Source organism: Falsiroseomonas sp. (genome assembly GCF_051859025.1).
GTDB lineage: Bacteria > Pseudomonadota > Alphaproteobacteria > Acetobacterales > Acetobacteraceae > Falsiroseomonas.
Map to the genome: position 1 here is coordinate 163163 of NZ_JBHYGL010000039.1, position 16713 is coordinate 179875.

Annotated in this window: 16 protein-coding genes; 10 read left to right on the plus strand and 6 right to left on the minus strand. The window is 70.1% G+C overall.

All coding sequences use genetic code 11. From position 1 onward, the window contains the following. Position 1 precedes the first annotated feature (1 nt). The gene (locus tag ACTIE5_RS26700) at positions 2 to 1231 is read right to left on the minus strand and encodes an ABC transporter substrate-binding protein (RefSeq protein WP_439552775.1); all 1230 of its coding nucleotides are present in this window, start codon (positions 1229 to 1231) and stop codon (positions 2 to 4) included. 250 nt (positions 1232 to 1481) lie between these two features. Between ACTIE5_RS26700 and ACTIE5_RS26705 the strand changes: the two genes are divergently transcribed. The 9 genes from ACTIE5_RS26705 to phnD all read left to right on the plus strand — a co-directional run bounded on the left by ACTIE5_RS26705 (position 1482) and on the right by phnD (position 11181). Continuing rightward, entirely contained in the window at positions 1482 to 1673 is a 192-nt protein-coding gene (locus tag ACTIE5_RS26705) for a hypothetical protein (protein WP_439552776.1), read from the plus strand. A 102-nt stretch (positions 1674 to 1775) separates the two neighbouring features. Next, complete coding sequence (locus ACTIE5_RS26710) at positions 1776 to 2681, plus strand: DMT family transporter (RefSeq protein WP_439552777.1); 906 nt, start codon at positions 1776 to 1778, stop codon at positions 2679 to 2681. After that, positions 2678 to 3997 carry an NAD(P)/FAD-dependent oxidoreductase gene (locus tag ACTIE5_RS26715; protein ID WP_439552778.1) on the plus strand — a complete coding sequence of 440 codons (1320 nt, stop codon included), beginning with the start codon at positions 2678 to 2680 and terminating at the stop codon, positions 3995 to 3997. The genes ACTIE5_RS26710 and ACTIE5_RS26715 overlap by 4 nt, the downstream gene beginning before the upstream one ends. 99 nt (positions 3998 to 4096) lie before the next feature. Beyond that, a complete protein-coding gene (locus ACTIE5_RS26720) occupies positions 4097 to 5128 on the plus strand; it encodes an ABC transporter substrate-binding protein (protein ID WP_439552779.1) in 1032 nt (343 codons plus the stop codon). Between the two features lie 28 nt (positions 5129 to 5156). Further along, complete coding sequence (locus ACTIE5_RS26725) at positions 5157 to 6182, plus strand: ABC transporter substrate-binding protein (RefSeq protein ID WP_439552780.1); 1026 nt, start codon at positions 5157 to 5159, stop codon at positions 6180 to 6182. Between the two features lie 86 nt (positions 6183 to 6268). Next, complete coding sequence (locus ACTIE5_RS26730) at positions 6269 to 7765, plus strand: amidohydrolase family protein (RefSeq protein WP_439552781.1); 1497 nt, start codon at positions 6269 to 6271, stop codon at positions 7763 to 7765. 13 nt (positions 7766 to 7778) lie between these two features. Further along, positions 7779 to 8558: an SDR family NAD(P)-dependent oxidoreductase gene (locus ACTIE5_RS26735; protein WP_439552782.1), complete on the plus strand. Its 780-nt coding sequence runs from the start codon at positions 7779 to 7781 to the stop codon at positions 8556 to 8558. A gap of 127 nt (positions 8559 to 8685) precedes the next feature. After that, entirely contained in the window at positions 8686 to 10125 is a 1440-nt protein-coding gene (locus tag ACTIE5_RS26740; protein WP_439552783.1) for a dihydroorotase, read from the plus strand. Positions 10126 to 10212: 87 nt separating this feature from the next. Continuing rightward, positions 10213 to 11181: a phosphate/phosphite/phosphonate ABC transporter substrate-binding protein gene (phnD, locus tag ACTIE5_RS26745; protein WP_439552784.1), complete on the plus strand. Its 969-nt coding sequence runs from the start codon at positions 10213 to 10215 to the stop codon at positions 11179 to 11181. 43 nt (positions 11182 to 11224) lie between these two features. Here phnD and ACTIE5_RS26750 read toward each other — a convergent pair whose 3' ends face one another. Further along, positions 11225 to 12220: a Bug family tripartite tricarboxylate transporter substrate binding protein gene (locus ACTIE5_RS26750; protein WP_439552785.1), complete on the minus strand. Its 996-nt coding sequence runs from the start codon at positions 12218 to 12220 to the stop codon at positions 11225 to 11227. 312 nt (positions 12221 to 12532) lie between these two features. On the opposite strand from ACTIE5_RS26750, the gene ACTIE5_RS26755 reads away from it, so the two are divergent. Then, positions 12533 to 13273, plus strand: coding sequence for an aspartate/glutamate racemase family protein (locus tag ACTIE5_RS26755; protein ID WP_439552786.1), 741 nt, complete (start codon positions 12533 to 12535; stop codon positions 13271 to 13273). A 1-nt stretch (position 13274) separates the two neighbouring features. On the opposite strand, the gene ACTIE5_RS26760 is transcribed toward ACTIE5_RS26755, so the two are convergent. The 4 genes from ACTIE5_RS26760 to ACTIE5_RS26775 form a co-directional block, all read right to left on the minus strand. Beyond that, positions 13275 to 13676, minus strand: a complete 402-nt coding sequence (locus ACTIE5_RS26760) for a hypothetical protein (RefSeq protein WP_439552787.1) — start codon at positions 13674 to 13676, stop codon at positions 13275 to 13277. 305 nt (positions 13677 to 13981) lie between these two features. Continuing rightward, on the minus strand, positions 13982 to 14806 hold the full coding sequence (locus ACTIE5_RS26765; protein WP_439552788.1) for a cold-shock protein: 825 nt from the start codon (positions 14804 to 14806) through the stop codon (positions 13982 to 13984). Positions 14807 to 14921: 115 nt separating this feature from the next. Next, positions 14922 to 16217, minus strand: a complete 1296-nt coding sequence (locus ACTIE5_RS26770) for an NAD(P)/FAD-dependent oxidoreductase (RefSeq protein ID WP_439552789.1) — start codon at positions 16215 to 16217, stop codon at positions 14922 to 14924. Next, positions 16214 to 16633 (minus strand): AtzH-like domain-containing protein, encoded by a 420-nt coding sequence (locus tag ACTIE5_RS26775; RefSeq protein ID WP_439552790.1) that lies wholly within the window; start codon positions 16631 to 16633, stop codon positions 16214 to 16216. Before ACTIE5_RS26775 ends, ACTIE5_RS26770 begins: the two co-directional genes overlap by 4 nt. Positions 16634 to 16713 lie beyond the last annotated feature (80 nt).

A 16713-nucleotide genomic window follows, 5' to 3' on the forward strand; every position in this document is an offset into this window, starting at 1 on the left:
TTCACCCGGCCGGCCAGGGGAAGATCGGACGCGCGTCGGCGAACTCCGTCGGGAAGATCACCTTCACGTCGTTGTTCTGGATCTGCGTGTTCACCGCCTGGCCCGCCTGGTTCTGGCCGTTGACGAAGTTGGTCGGGCCATACGGCATGATGTGGCGGGTGAAGCTGCCATCGGTCTTCGCCAGCGCCTCGATCACCGCATTGCGGTCGGCACGGCCGGCACGTTCCAGCGCATCGGCCACCAGCATCACGGCGGAGTAGTTCATCGGCACGTTGAACAGCCAGAAGCGGTTCTGCGCCTCCACCATCCGGCGCAGTTCCGCAGTCTTCGGCTTGCGCGGATCGGCCCAGTGGTTGACGTCCATCACCAGATTCGCCGCATCCGGGAATTCCCGCACGAAGCGGAAGTTGGACGCCGCGCCATTCAGGATGGCGTAGATGCCCTTCGGGCGGATGCGGCGCTGCTGCAGCGTGCGGCTCAGCAGGACGAATTCGCTGTAGTAGCTGGACGGGATGATCAGGTCCGGGTTCAGGCTGCGGATGCGCAGCGCGATGTTGGACATGTCCCGCGCCGGGGACGGGTGGCTGATCGTCTCCAGGATCTCGAAGCCACGCTTCGGCAGTTCGCTGGCCATCAGCCTGGCCATGCCCGAACCGAACAGCCCATCCTCATGGACAACCACGACGGTCCTGGCCGGCTTGCCGGCGCCATCGTTCAGCTTGACGAGGTTGTCGAGCGCCGCGGCCGTGATGGCACCGAAGCCCGGGGAGAAGCGGAAGGTGTTGCGCAGGCCACGCGTGACGATCGTGTCGGCGACGCCCACATCGACGATGTAGGGCAGGTCGTAGCGGGAAGCCGCCTGGCTGGCCGCCAGGCAGATCGGGCTCGCGAAGCCACCGACGATGGCGACCACGCCCTCGGCCTGCATCCGCTCCACTTCCGCCGTGCCGCCTTCGGGGTTCGACCGCGCATCGCCGAACACCATCTGGATCTGTGCGCCGCCGATGGACTTGATGCCACCCGTCGCGTTCAACTCCTGGATGGCCAGTTCGGCGCCGATGCGGCCATATTCGCCGTCCTGCGCCAGGGCGCCTGTCACGGGCTGCAGGATGCCGAGCTTGATCGGCGCGGGCTGCGCGCGCAGCACGCCCGGCGCGGCCAGCGCCCCGGCGGCACCGAGCATCAACGCGCGGCGAGACGGTGTCACGCCATGGAGGATCGTGTTCGGCATTGCTTGGTTCCCCGGAGGACTTTTCCCTGTCGCGCGGCGCGCCGCGCGCGGTGATATCTGCGCCGCCCCGCCGTTTCAGGCAAGCTGTCCGGACAACGTCCCGCCCACCCCTGAGCGCGCCTTGCCTCGCGGCCACGCATCGCCTGCCCTGGAATGCGGCACCGCAGCATCGTCGCGCCGCCGCGCGTTGACGCCGCCGCGCCGCCCCCCTAACCCGTCTTCTCAACAACAGCCCGGGAAGGACACGCCGATGCGATCGCATGAGGGCCAGTTCTCCGACAACCGCCCCATCCGCCGGAGCCCGCAGGAGAAGAAGCGCCTGCTGGCGGAGCTCAAGGAAACCCTGGCCGGCATGAAGCCCACGGCCTCGTCCTCGCTCCGTGCCACGCTCATCGCCCGGATCAAGGAGCTGGAGACGGAGATGGCGGCCGACCGCCGCTAGCCGGCCCGGGGGTGGCCGGCCCAGGGGTGGCCGGCCCATGGTGGTTGGTTTGGCCGCCCCCACCTTTCCCTGGACCTTGCCAGGGCCTAGCCTTCCCGCCGGATGGACGCCGGGACCGCGCCGCAAGGCGAACAATCACGTGAAGCTCGGCGCCTGCTGGCCGGCATGGGCCTCATGCTGGCCTGCTGCCTGTCCTTCGCTGCCATGGGCGCCTGTTTCCGCGCGGCCATGCAGGATGGCCTGCCCGTCCCCCTGGTCCCCTTTGCCCGCGGTGCCTTCACCGTGCTGGTCATGCTGCCCTGGCTGATGCGGATGGGGCCGGCGGCGCTGCATACGCGGCGGCCCGGGGCGCATCTGTTCCGCTGTTGCGCCGGGCTGGTCGGCTTCATGGTCCATATGCTGGCCATCCTCTGGCTGCCCCTGGCCGATGCGGTGGCGATCATGCATGCGCGGCCGCTCTGGGCCCTGCCGCTCGCCTTCCTGCTGCTTGGGGAGAGGGTGGGCTGGGACCGCGCGATCGCGGCCGCCATCGGCTTCACCGGCGTGCTCGTCATCGCCACCGGCCAGGGCGGGTTCCAGGATGGGGTTTCCGCCGGCACGCTGGCGGCGCTGCTGGGTGGGCTGACCGGCGCGCTGGTGCTGATCGCGGTCAAGATGCTCTCGGCGACGGAGCCGCCGGCGCGCGTCGTCGCCTGGTATGCGCTGGCCTCCGTCATCGTCTGGGGCCCCGTCTCCGCCTTCGTCTGGCAGACGCCCACCGCCTTTGCCGCGGTGATGCTGGTGGCCGGGTCCATCCTCGCGATCCTTGGCGATTTCTGCGCCTCCTGGGCCGCGCGACGTGCCCCGGTCGGGCTGCTGGCGCCCATCGAATATGTGCAGATCCCGGCCTCCGCCGTGATCGCGATGCTGGCCTTCGCCGAGAGGCCGGGCTGGGAACTGGTCTGGGGGACCCTCATCATGGTGGCAGCCACGCTCTACCTGGCGCGCAGCGCGGGACGGCCGGCATGAATGACGAAGCCATCTTCGCCCCCGGCTTCCGCACCACGCCCTATTGGTGGGAGGCTGCCGCCCCGCCTTCCTCCCCCGTCACCGCCCTGCCCGACCAGGCCGATGCGGTCATCATCGGCGGCGGCATCACGGGGCTGTCCACGGCGCTCGAACTCGCCCGCGGCGGCATGGCGCCCCTGGTGCTGGACCGGGAGGCGATTGGCTGGGGCGCGTCGTCCCGCAATGGCGGTGCGCTGTCCGGCGCGGGCAGCCTGGGGCGGGCGAAGTCCGACGTCTCCAAGGGCATCGACCCCGCGCTGCTGAGCGAGATGGTGGATGAGGCCGAGGCCAGCTTCGATGCCTTCGAGGCGCTGCTGGCCCGCGAATCGATCGAATGCGACTACGTCCGCTGCGGCCGCTTCGTCGGCGCCCATAGCGCCGCCGCGATGGAATCGCTCGCGCAACGCGCCGCCCTGCTGAACGCCGCCATCCCCGGCACGGCGGAGATCCTGCCGCGCGACCGCCTGGCGGAGGAACTCGGCACCCCCCGCTACCACGGCGGCATGGTGAACCACCGCGCCGCCAGCCTGCACCCCGCCCGCTATACCCAGGGCCTGGCGCGGGCGGCACGGCGCGCGGGGGCGGGGCTGGCCGGCGGCGTCACCGTGGATGGCGTCGCGCGCGAAGGGGCGGGGTTCCTCGTCTCCACCACCGCCGGCGTGATCCGCGCCCGGCACGTCATGGTCGCGACCAACGGCTATACCGGCCAGGCCCTGCCCTGGCACCGAAGGCGCGTCGTCCCCGTCGCTTCCTACATGGTCGCGACGGCGGTGCTCGGCCGGGATCGCGTGGCCGAAGTGCTGCCGAAATTCCGCGTCTATGGCGACACGAAGAAGATCCTCTACTACTTCCGCCCCTCTCCCGACGGCACGCGCGTGCTGTTCGGCGGCCGCGCCACGCTGTCGGACACCGACCCGCGCGTGGGCGCACGCTGGCTGCACCGCCACCTGGTCCATCTGCTGCCCTCGCTGGAAGGCGTGCGCCTGACCCATGGCTGGAAGGGCAATGTCGCCTTCGCCTTCGACATGCTGCCCCATGTCGGCGTCCAGGACGGCGTGCATCATGCGCTGGGCTGCAATGGCAGCGGCGTCGTCACCATGACGCATCTCGGCACCGTGGCGGCGCGGATGATGCTGGGGGGCGACAACCGCGCCTCCGCCTTCTCCCGCATGCCCATGCCCACCCTGCCCGGCTACACGGGGACGCCGTGGTTCATGCCGATCGTCACCGGTTGGTACCGCATGAAGGATTTTGCCAGCGGCTGGCGCGTGACCTGACCATTGGCACGGGGCTTGCCGACCGGGGGCGCAACGCGGCGTCCCGCCTGCGCACCACCGCGCCAAGGGATGGGACACTGCACGCCAAAGGAGCATCCCATGCCCAAAGCCCTGGCACGCCGCGCCCTGGTGGTCGCCGCCGGCCTGCTTGCCGCCGTCCCCGCCTTCGCCCCACCGGCCTTCGCGCAGGAAAATGTGCGCATGATCCTCAACTGGCGGCTGGAGGGCCCCAACGCCCCCTTCTTCCTGGCCGAGGATCGCGGCTTCTTCCGGGAGGAAGGGATCACGCTGCGCATGGACCCCGGCGAGGGTTCCTCCGCCCCCATCGGCCGCATCGCGGCCGGGACCTATGATGCCGGCTTCGGCGACATCAACACGCTGATCGAATTCACCGCCCGCCAGCCGGAACGCCGGGTGGTCACGGCGATGGTCCTCTACACCCGCCCGCCCATGGCGGTGGTCAGCCTGGCGCGCGCCAACATCACCCGGCCGCAGGACCTGGCCGGCCGCCGAGTCGGCGCGCCGCAGAACGACACGGGCTTTCGCCTGTTTCCCGCCTTCGCCACCCTGGCGGGCATCGACCCCGCCCGCGTCAACTTCCAATCCGTCACGCCCCAATTGAGGGAGACGCTGCTGGTCCGTGGCGATGTGGAGGCCGTGACAGGTTTCGATTCCACGGTATGGTTCGGGCTGAAGGGCCTCGGCGTGCGGCGCGAGGATGTCCGCTTCATGTATTACGGCGACCACGGGGTCGATGTGCTGTCCAACTCCATCCTGGTATCGACCGAGATGGCCGAGCGCCGCCCCCAGGTGGTGGCCGGCCTGGTGCGCGCCATCACCCGCGGCTGGATCGAGGCGATTCGCGACCCCCGCGCCGCCGTCCAGCACATCGCCCGGCGGGAGGCCCTGCTGGACCCGGCGCTGGAGACCGAGCGCCTGCAATGGGTGATCGACAACCAGATCCGCACGCCGGAAGCGCTGGCCAACGGCATCGGCCATGTGGAGCCCGAACGCCTGAACCGCGCCATCGGCATCGTCGCCCAGGGTTTCAGCCTGCCCCGCGTGCCCGCCGCTTCCGAGATCCTCGATACCCGCTTCCTGCCCGCCGCCGCGCTGCGGCGGATCAACTGACGCCAGTCCCAAGGAAAGACCAAGGACCATGACCAGTCTCAACCGCCGCACCCTTCTGGCCACCGCCGCCGGCGCGGCCCTGTCCCTGCCCACCATCCGCACCGCCGCCGCGCAATCCGCCGTCCGCTTCACGCTGGACTGGGCGCTGCAGGGCAACCACGGCATGTGGTCGCTGGCCGAGGATCGCGGCATCTTCCGCCGCGAACAGCTGGCCGTCCGCATGGATCGCGGCTTCGGCTCCGGCGATGCGCTGGTGAAGGTGGGCTCCGGTGCCTACGACATCGGCTTCGCGGATTTCTCCGGCGCAGTGAAGTTCAACGCGGAAAACCCGGCCAGCCGCCTGGTCATGCTCTATCCGGTGTTCGACCGCACCGCCGCCGCCATCGTCACCATGAAGGGCCGCGGCATCGAGAAGCCGCAGGACGTCGTCGGCAAGAACCTGGGCGCGCCGGAAGGCGAGGGTTCGCGCCTGCTCTTCCCAGCCTTCGCCCGCGTCGCCGGCATCGATGCCAGCCGCGTGCGCTGGACCTCCATGGCCGCCAACCTGCGTGACACCATGCTGCGCACCCGCCAGGTCGATGCCGTCACGGGCTTCCTGTTCACCGTGCACTTCAACCTGGTCGGCCTCGGCATCCCGGAGGATGACATCCTCTCCTGGCCCTATGCCGAGAACGGCCTCGACCTCTACGGCTCGGGCGTCTTCTGCCGCGCGGATTGGCTGGAGCGGAATGGCGAAGTGGCTTCCCGCTTCGTGAAGGCCTCCATCGATGGCCTCAAGCTGCTGCTGAACGACGTGCCCGGCGGCATGGCCAGCCTGAAGCGCCGCGAGCCCCTGTTCGACGAAGCGCTGGAAGCCCGCCGCTTCGCGATGACGCGCGACCGCTCCATCATCACCCCCAACAGCCGCCAGCACGGCATGGGGCATGTGGACATGGCCCGCGCGCAGCAGCTGGTGACGGTGAACGCGGAAGCGCTGGGCGTCGCCAACCCGCCCGCCGCCAGCACCATGTTCACCGACCGCTACCTGCCGCCGGCCTCCGAACGCCGCCTGTAAGATCGCGATCCCCCTCCCCCGCGCTTGCGGGGGAGGGTCGGGGTGGGGGTAACGCCCACCCCTCCCATCCCGGAGGACCCTCCCGCATGCCCGCCCCCGCCACGCTGCTCACCGGCGCGCGTGTCCTCGCGCCCGACGCCCTTTCCGCGCCGCTCGCCGATGTGCTGGTCAGGGATGGCCGCATCGAAGCCGTCCTGCCGCCCGGCACCGCGGTGGAAGGCGCGCAGGTCTTCGACGCTGCGAAGCGCCTCATCATCCCGGGCCTGGTCAACGGCCATACCCATGGCCATGGCGGCCTGGCCAAGGGTGCGGGCGACAAATGGGACCTGCCCCTGCTGCTGGCGCACGCGCCCTGGATCAGCGGCGGCCGGGTGCTGCGGGACAAGTGGCTGTCCACCGCGCTCAACGCGGTCGAGAATCTGAAGAAGGGCTGCACCGCCGTCTTCGACCTGCCCGCCGAATTCCCCTGCCCGACGGTGGAGGGGCTGGACGCCATGGCGGATGCCTACGCCACCGTCGGCCTGCGCGCGATCCTGGCGCCGATGGTCAGCGACCTCACCTTCTTCCAGGCGACGCCCGGCCTGCCCGAATCCCTGCCCGACAGCCTGCGTCCGCGGGCCGAGGCCATGCGCATGCCCGCGCCGCAGCAGATCCTGGACGCGATCGCCGCCGCGGCGAAGTCCTGGTCCTATGGCTCGAAGGGCATCGTGCTGGGCTGCGCGCCCACCATCCCCCTGCATTGCACCGACGACTTCATGAAGGGCTGCCGGACGCTCGCCGCCGAGCACGGCATGCGGATGCAGACCCATGTCGCCGAAAGCCGATTCCAGGCGGCCGGTGGCGTGTTGCGCTACGATGGCGCGACAATGCTGGAACACATGGACCGGCTCGGCCTGGTGGGGGATTGGTTCAGCGTCGCCCATGGCGTCTGGCTGACGGACAGCGACCTCGACCTGCTGGCGAAGCGCGGCGGCGGCCTTTCCCACAACCCCGGCGCCAATATGCGCCTCTCCTCCGGCATCGCCCCGGCGCGCAAGGCCATCAGGGCCGGCGTGACGGTCGGCATCGGCACGGATGGATCCTCCTCCTCCGATAACCAGAACATGTTCGAATCCATGCGCCTGGCCGCCTTCGCTTCCCGCCTCTGGGAGGATTCGGAGGATGACGACTGGCTCGGCACGGCGGAGACGGTGCGCCTCGCGACCGCCGGTTCCACGAAGCTCCTCGGCCTCGATGGCGGGGTGATCGAGGCGGGGCGCGCCGCGGACCTCGTGCTGCTCGACCTCGACCACATCAACTGGGCGCCGCTCAACGATGCCGCCAACCAACTGGTCTGGACCGAGGATGGCGCCGCCGTCGTCGATGTGATGATCGGCGGCGAATGGAAGCTGCGGGACCGCAAGGTGCTGGGCCTCGATGAGGCGAAGCTGGCGGCGGAGGCGAACGAGGCCGCGGAGCGGCTGCGCGGCGTGAACGCCGAGGTGAAGGCCTGGTGCCACGAGGTGGCGCCGCATGTCGCCTGCCATTGCCGGTCCCTCGCCAAGGGCTGGACCAAGTCGAAGCGCCTGTTGCGCGCGGAATAAGGGAATCGCCGTGATGCTGCTGAAGGACCGCGTGGCCGTCGTGACCGGCCCCGCCAAGGGAATGGGCGCCGCCTGCACCAAGCTGCTGGCCGAACATGGCGCAGATCTCGCGCTGGTCGGCCGCGACACCAAGGCGATCGAGGAAGTCCAGGCGGAATGCCGCGCCCTGGGCCGCCGGGCGGAGATTTTCTTTTGTGACCTGATGGATTCCGCCAGCGTGGACACGATGGCGACGTCGGTGCTCTCCGCCTTCGGCCGCTGCGACGTCCTGGTCAACATCGCCGGCGGCCGAGGCCCCCTCGGCAAGACGTTCTGGGAGACGACGCCGCAGGAATTCGACGATATCCTGCGCCTGAACGTCACCGGCTGCTTCATGACGATGCGCGCCTTCGCGCCCAGCATGATCGCGGCGAAACGGGGCAAGATCGTCAATGTCGGCGGCACCTTCGGCCTGCGCGGCCGCGCCGGGCGCAGCGCCTATTCCGCCAGCAAATGGGGGCTGCGCGGCATCACCAAATCAGCGGCGCTCGAACTCGGGCCCTACGACATCAATGTGAACTGCGTCTGCCCCGGCATGGTGGAAGGCCCGCGCTTCGAACAGGTGCGCGCGACCATGGCGCGGAAGGAAGGCATCAGCATCGAGGATGCCCGCCGCAAGCACGCTTCCGAATACGCGCTTCAGCGGATAAGCACCGACATGGACGTCGCGAATGCCGTGCTGTTCCTGGCCTCCGACATGTCCCGCCAGACCACGGGCCAGGACCTCGCCGTCGATGGCGGCTGGGTGATCTGAACCTTTTCCAAGCCCTCAAACGCCGGGCGCGCGCATCCGCGCGCTTGGCTTCGCGGCACTTGCCGCGGGCCGCATTCGCGGCCTCGGCCCGCATCGCGGGCCGCCCAGGAAGGAACCGCACGACGCCATGACCGACACTACCTTCCTCGCAGATCTCCTCATCACCGGCGGCACGGTGGTGAATGAGACCGGCCGCTTCACCGCCGATGTCGCGGTGAAGGACGGCCTCATCGCCTTCGTGGGCCACCCGGCCTTCGCGCCCAAGGCCGCCACGACCATCGATGCGCGCGGAAAATTCGTCATCCCCGGCGCCATCGACGTCCACACCCATATCCGCGAACCCGGCATGGAGCAGAAGGAGGATTGGCGCACCGGCACCCGCGCCGCCGCCGCCGGTGGCGTCACCACCGTCTTCGACATGCCGAACACCGAACCCGCCATCGCGACGGTGGAGGCCTTCAACGCCAAGCGCCAGGCCGCCGAACGCCAGGCCATCGTCAACTACGGCCTCTACGGCATTCTCGACGAACGCTCGATCGACCATCTGCCGGCGCTGGCAGAGGCCGGGGTGATCGGCTTCAAGCTCTTCTACGGCAACACCACCGGCAACAACCCCGCCCCCAATGACGGCGCGGTGCTGGAGGGGTTCGAGATCCTGGCCGAACTCGGTCTCCGCTGCTCCATCCATGCCGAGAACTCCCCGATCCTGTTCTGGCGGGAGAACCGGATGAAGGCGGCGGGCCGCGACGACGCCTTTGCGCATCTGGCCGCCCGCACGGATGTCGCCGCGCTGGAAAGCCTCAACCGCTCCATCACCCTGTCGGAATGGACGGGCGCGCGCATCCACATCGTCCATGAAAGCTGCATGCGCAGCATTCCCATCATCCGGGACGCCAAGGCGCGCGGCGTGCCCATCACGGTGGAGACTTGCCCGCAATACGTGATCATCGCGGCGGAGGATCTGACCGACGACGCCGCCCGCATCGGCCGCCTCAACCCACCGATCCGGGAAGGACGGCAGCGGGAGCCAATCCTGCAGGCGCTGCTGGACGGCACGATCGACATCCTCGGCACCGACCACGCGCCGCATGCGATGGAGGAGAAGCAGCGCCCGTCCTTCTGGGACAATGCCTGCGGCTTCCCGGGCGTCGAGACCTCCATGCCCCTCATGCTGACCTTCGTGCATGAGGGGCGGATGACGATGGAGCAGTATGTCCGCATGGCCGGCAGCGGGCCCGCCAAGGCCTTCGGCCTCTATCCCCGCAAGGGCGTCATCCAGCCCGGCGCGGATGCCGACATCGCCATCGTCGATCCCGCGAAGCGCGGTACCATCCGCGGCGCAGACCTCCACAGTGAACGCAGCCGCTTCACGCCCTTCGAGGGGATGGAGACGGTCGGCGCCCCCGTCGCCACCATCGTCCGCGGCCGCGTGGTGATGCAGGACGGCAAGGTGCTGGATGCGCCGGGCTGGGGAAGGATGGAACGGCCCGCGATGCCGAAGCCGGAGCCCCGCAACCTGGCCGCCTCCACCAGGGCGATCCTCCGGCCGGATTCGTATTCCTGGTAGCGGCAAGCCGCCGATTCCGCCCTGGCGGATCGGCGGTCCTGTCGCAATATGGTCAACGAACCGTCATCCCAGCCGGAGCCGCTCGCCATGCCCTTCCCCCGCCGCTCCCTCCTGGCCGCGAGCCTGCTCGCGCCCATCGCCGCCGGCGCGCAGACGCCCGCCGCCCGCTTCCCCATGCCGGAGCGGGGCCGCCGCCCCTGGGCGCAGCAGATCAGCACGCTGCGCATCGGCGTCCTGGGCGGAGAGAATGAGGCCGACCGCATCGGCCGCTATGGCGGCTATGCGCGGCTGATCGAGGAGACCTTCGGCGTCCCCGTCCGTCTCTTCCAGGCCAGCGACTATGGCGGCGTGGTCCAGGCCTTCGCCGGCCGGCACATCGAGATCGCGAGCATGTCGCCCGCCGCCTATGCCGCCTCCTGGATGGAATCCAACGGCAATGTCGAGCCCATCCTGAAGACGCAGGAGGCCGATGGCAGCACCAGCTACATCGCCGTGATGTACACCCGCGCCGACAGCGGCATCACCAGCCTGGAACAGATGCGCGGCCGGTCCATGGCCTGGGCGGACCCGAACAGTGCCAGCGGCTTCCTGATCCCCCGCGCCGCACTCCGCCAGGCCGGCGTGAACCCGGAAGCCTTCTTCGGCCGCACCGGCTTCGCCGGCGGGCATGAACAGGCCATCGTCGCCGTGATGGGCCGGCAATTCGATGCCGGCGTCACCTGGGCATCCGGCGTCGGCAATGCGGAGGATGGCTTCAACCGCGGCATGCTGCGCGCGACGGCGGAGAAGGGGATGATCAACATGCGTGACATCCGCATCATCTGGCGCAGCGGCCCGATCGAGAACGGCCCGATCGTCGTCCGCAAGGATCTGCCCCAGTCCTTCAAGGACGACATGGTGGCCTTCCACCTGGCCCTGCCCGCCGCGGCGCCGGAGATCCACCGCGCGGTGGAACGCGGCAACGTCATCGGCTGGGTGCCCGCGCGGCATGAGGAATACGAGCTTTTCCTGCAGATGCGCCGGGAAGAAGCCGCGGAGCGCCGCCGGCGTAACTGAGGCGCCTTGGCGGGGGGCGGCACGCAGCCGCCCCCCGGCCCGATCAATCGACCGTCGCCCGCGCGTCCCGCACCACCTGCGCCCAGCGCGCCACGTCACGCTCCTGCACCGCACGGAACTCGGCGGGGGTGCGGACCGTCGGCGGGTCGATGCCCTGGGTGTCGATCAGCCAGCGGCGGAACTCAGGCTCCTCGATGATCTTCACGATCTCCTCGTTCAGCCGGCGCGTGATCGCCTCCGGCAGGCCGGGCGGGCCGAAGACGCCGTACCAGGTCGTGCTCTCGAAATCCGGCAGGCCACAGGCCTCCGCCACCGTCGGCACATCAGGCAGAGCTGCGATGCGCGCCCGCGTCGTCACCGCCAGGCCGCGCACTGCGCCCTGCTGGATCATGCCCATGGCGGGCCCGACCTGGTTGAAGAAGAAGTCGGTCTGCCCGCCCAGCAGCGACGTCACCGCCCCCGGCTGCCCCGGGAAGGGCACATGCACCACGTCCAGCCCCGCCCGCGCCGCGAACAAGGCGCCCGCGAGGTGGGTGGAGGCGCCATTCCCCGTGCTCGGATAGTTCAGCGCCCCAGGCCGCGCCTTCGCATCCGCGACCACGTCCTGGCAGGTCCGGTAATTCGGCCGCCGCTCGATGCTCGTCGTCATGATGTTCGGCACGTCGCCGAGATGCGCGATCGGCGTGAAGTCCGTCATGACGTTGAAGGGCAGCCGCCGGTAGAGCGCCTGGTTGATGGCGTGGGTGCCGGCGGTGGCGAACAGGATCAGGTAGCCATCCGGCCGTGCCTTGGCGACGACGTCGGACGCGATATTGCCCCCCGCGCCCACCCGGTTGTTCACCACGACGGGCTGGCCGAGTGCCCGGCTCAACGGCCCCGCCAGGCGGCGCTGGTAGATGTCCACGCCCGACCCGTTGGGGAAGCCCGCCAGGAACTCGATCGGCCGGTTCGGCCAGGGTGCCTCCTGCGCCATGGCCGCCGGCGAGGCGCAGCCCAGCAGCGCGAGGAAGGGGGCAAGCAGGCGTCGACTGATGCTCATGGTGACTCCCGGCCCGAGGCGCCTCAGGCAATGATCTCAAGCTCCGCGGCCGTCGGGGCAGGAACGCCGGGGGATGACGACGGCCAAGGGGCCGCTGTCGCTTCCATCGGTGTCCCGCCACAGGCGACCGCGGTCGATTTGATAGATGAACCGGACACCGGCGCCGGGCGCAACCCCGCTTCTCGTGTGCGCCGTGGACGAGCCTCGATCATCGCGGCCAAGCGGCAATCGGCACGCGATGGCGGTTCGTCGTTGTCCGCCCGCCGCGGTGGCCTGCTTGCCGGACGGCACGCGCCGCGCGACGCTTCGTGCATGAACAGCCCTTCCCCTGCCCCGCGGATCGCCCGCGGTGGCCGATCCATCTATGGCGCACCACTCGGCATCCTGATGCTGGAGGCGCGCTTCCCCCGAATTCCCGGCGACATGGGAAACGGCACGACCTGGCCGTTTCCCGTGCTGTTCCGCGTGGTCCGCGGCGCCAGCCCCGAACGCGTGGTGCTCAACGGCGCCCCAGGCCTGCTGCCCGCCTTCATCGACGCGGCGCGGGACCTGGTGGACCTGGGTGCGGAGGCCATCACCACGAATTGCGGCTTCCTGTCCCTGTTCCAGCGCGAACTCGCCGCCGCCGTCCAGGTCCCGGTCGCGACCTCATCGCTCATGCAGGTGCCCTGGGTGCAGGCCACCCTGCCGGCGGGCAAGCGGGTCGGCGTCATCACCGTGAACAAGGCGTCGCTGACGCCGGCGCATCTGGAGGCCGCGGGCGTCCCGCTCGACACGCCGGTGGAAGGCACGGAGGGGGGGCGGGAGTTCTTCCGGGTGCTCATCCAATCCGCCAAGGTGGACATGGATGTGGATCTGGCGGAGCAGGACATCCTGGCCGCCGGCCGCGCCCTGGTGGCCCGCCATCCGGAGGTCGGCGCCATCGTGCTGGAATGCACGAACATGCCGCCCTACGCGGCCGCGCTGCAGGCGGAGATCGGCCTGCCGGTCTATGACATCTACACGATGATCAACTGGTTCCACGGCGGGCTGAGGCCACGCCGCTTCGGCTGACCTACCGGTCCGTCTGACGCTGCATCAGGGAAGCCAGGCGCTCGACCTCCGTCTGCGGATCGGCGTCGGTGATGGGGGGCGGCTCTGTTCCCTCCGCCTCTCGCGGGTCGGGGCTGGATGGCTCCCCGGGCTGGTCGAGCACCCGCAGCACCTGGTCGCGCAGCACCGGGAGTTCCCCTGCCTCCCGCGCCCGTTCCGCCGCGATGGCGACGATGCCGGCCACGGCGCGGGCCAGGACCAGCGTCGGCGTATCCGCGCCTGGCGCGGCAGGGGCCGGGTTCCAGCCATCGGGGGTTGCCATGTCGCGCCACCGCAGGGCGCCGAAGGTGTCCTGGCGGCGGGCGGCCCGGAGCGCGGGACCGATGCCGCTGCCGGGGGAGCCTGGGAATGGCGTCACGTTCATCGCGGGTTCCCTTCGGGTTTTTCCCCGGGCCGGGACTGCCCCGGGGCCCTCGGAACGTTCCGGGGACCGACCTGAGATTTGCGCGGCGGTGGTAAACCGTTCGTAAAGAAAAACAGCCTCTGACGCCGACGAATCGCGAAAGTGGTTAACAGATCGAAAAATAACCGCGCTCCCGCGCCGCCACCCTGCTCATGGCAAGAAAAAAGCCCCGGCCGCCTGCGCGACCGGGGCTCCAAGCCCTCTCATGAGAGGGCCGGATCGTGCGGTTCAGGCTCGCCCACGTTCCCGCGACGAGCCTTCGCGCCCTATTCCTTCAGGTTGACGGCCTGGCGGCCGCGCTGGCCGTCACGAACGTCCAGGTTCACCTTCTCACCCTGCTGAACGTCGGCCTTGCCGGCACGCTGCAGGACGGAGGAGTGCAGGAACACGTCCTGGCCACCATCGTCCGGGGTCACGAAGCCGAAGCCGCGGACCTGGTCGAACCACTTCACCGTGCCACCCACGGCATAGGTCGGGCCACCTTCGTCGCCACGGCCACCGCCGCCATCGCGACGCGGCGGGGGACGGTCGCCGAAGCCACCGCGGGGGGCGCCGAAGCCGCCACCACCACCGCCGAAGCCGCCGCCACCACCGAAGCCACCACCGCCGCCGCCGAAGTCACGGCGCGGGGGACGGTCGCCGAAGCCACCACCACCGCCGCCGCCGAAATCACGGCGCGGGGGACGGTCGCCGAAGCCACCGCCGCCGCCACCGCCGCCGAAATCACGGCGCGGGGGACGGTCGCCGAAGCCACCACCACCACCGCCGAAATCACGGCGCGGGGGACGGTCGCCGAAGCCGCCCGGCCGCGGCGGGCGATCGCCGCCACCGCCGCCGCCGCCGCCGGCACCCTTGATGACGGAGTAGATGCGCGTGACCAGGCGCCGGCCCTGACGGTCCGTCCCGATCTCGCACGTCAACTTGTCACCGGTATCCGGCGGCTCGATGCCCGCCTCGGTCAGCGCCGAGGCGTGGAAGAAGACGTCCTGCCCATCGGGACCGAGGACGAAGCCGAAGCCCTTGCGGGCATTGTACCACTTCACTTCGGCTTCGACGGACCCGGCGCCGCCCTGTTCGTTGTCGGGAAACACGATGTTATGCGATCCGTACTTGTGGACACGACCCGACACGATGCAGGGCCGCCACCATGCAAGATGGCATCCCGGCGCAAGGAAAACCAGCAAAATTGCGGCCGGGAACTCTTTGTCAAGAGAATCGAGCAGGCCGGAACGCTTCAACGGCCACTTCGGGTCGCCGCCCCGCCAGCAACGCCATCACAAGCCGCGCCGTCCGCGGCGCCGCCACCAGCCCCACATGCCCGTGTCCGAAGGCCAGCAACACATCGGGCGACGCGCCGGAAGCCCCGATGCAGGGAAGCCCGTCCGGCATGGAAGGCCGGTGCCCCATCCACACCTTCACGCGATCGGCCGGCAGATCCCTCGGCAGGCCCGGGAAGCTGCGCAGCAGGTGGTCGCGCAGGATCTCCGCCCGCTTCCAGTTCGGCGCCGCCTCCAGCCCCGCGATCTCGACCTGCCCGGCACAGCGCAGGCCCTTGTCCGTCCAGGTCACGGACATCTTGCCATCATAGGGCATCAGGGGGGTCCGCGGCCCCACCGGCGGGTCCACCACCATCGCGTGGTAGCCACGCTCCGTCTCCAGCGGCACGCGAGACCCCGCGGCGGCGGCCAGCTTCCGTGAATAGGCGCCGGCGCAGATCACCGCCTTGTCGCAGGCAACCTCGCCCGCCTCCGTCTCCACCGCGCGCAGGCGTCCGTCCTGGATCCGGAAGCCCGTCGCCGCCTGGCGCCGCAGTTCCGCCCCTTCCGCCCGCGCCTGCGCGACCAGCGCGGCCACATAGGCGCCGGGGTCGCGGCAATGCCCGCCTTCCTCCACCAGGGCGGCGAAGGTGTAGCGGCGATCAAGGTCGGGTTCCCGCTGCCGCATCTCATCGGCACCGAGTTCCAGCCACTCCACCCCGACCTTGCGCCGGATGCGCCAGGCCATGGCCTCGCTCTCGAACTGCGCGCGGTTCTCGTAGATGTAGGCCAGGCCGCGGCGCTCGATCAGGTGGCCGACGCCGGCCTCCTCCGCCAGTTCCTTGTGCAGCGCCGGCGCGTCCACCAGCAGCGGACGCAGGGCACGGGCCGTCGCCTCCACCTTCTGCTCCGTCCAGCCGGCCCAGAGGTATCGCGCCAGCCAGGGCAGCACGCGCGGCAGGTAGGACCAGCGGATGGCCAGCGGCCCCAGCGGGTCCGCCAGGAATTTCGGCACCTTCTTCCAAAGGCCGGGGGATGAGGGCGGGATCACCGACATGGGGCTGAGCCAGCAGCCATTCCCATAGCTCGCCGCCTGTTCGCCGCCGGGCTCGCCGGGTTCCAGGATCGTCACCCGGAACCCCTCCCGCAGCGCCGCCAGCGCCGTCGCCGCGCCTACGATGCCGGCGCCGATCACCACCAGGTGCGGCCCGCCGCCCGGCACCACCTGCATGTCAGCGGCGCTCATGGCTTCCCCCCGGCCGGCTTCTCCTGCCGGCCCGGATCGACGCCCGCCAGCAGCGACACATGGGCGGACACCACGCGCCAGCCCTCGCCGGGGATGCGCGCCATGATCTTCGTCTCCCGCCCGACCAGCCCGGTGCCCACCCGTTCGTATTCCAGATGCGTCGCCACGACGTCCGGCCCGAAGGCCGTCATCTGCACCCGCTTCTGCACCCGCCGGGCATAGGCCTTCACCCCCGCCCGGAAGGCGCGGATGGCGTCATGGCCATAGAGGATTTCCGTGATCCCGAATCGCACCGTGCGCGGATCGGCCCAGAAGATGGCGTCCAGCTCCTCCGTCCGGTTCGCCATCAGCGCAGCCTCGTAGCGGTCGAAGACGGCCCGCGCCTCCGCGATCACCGCCGGGTCGTCGATCCGCACGCCATGCTCTCCCCTATCGTCCGTACGCCAGCCTGCCCCCAAGGGGCCCCGATGCAAAGGGACCGCCTGGAGAGGCAAAG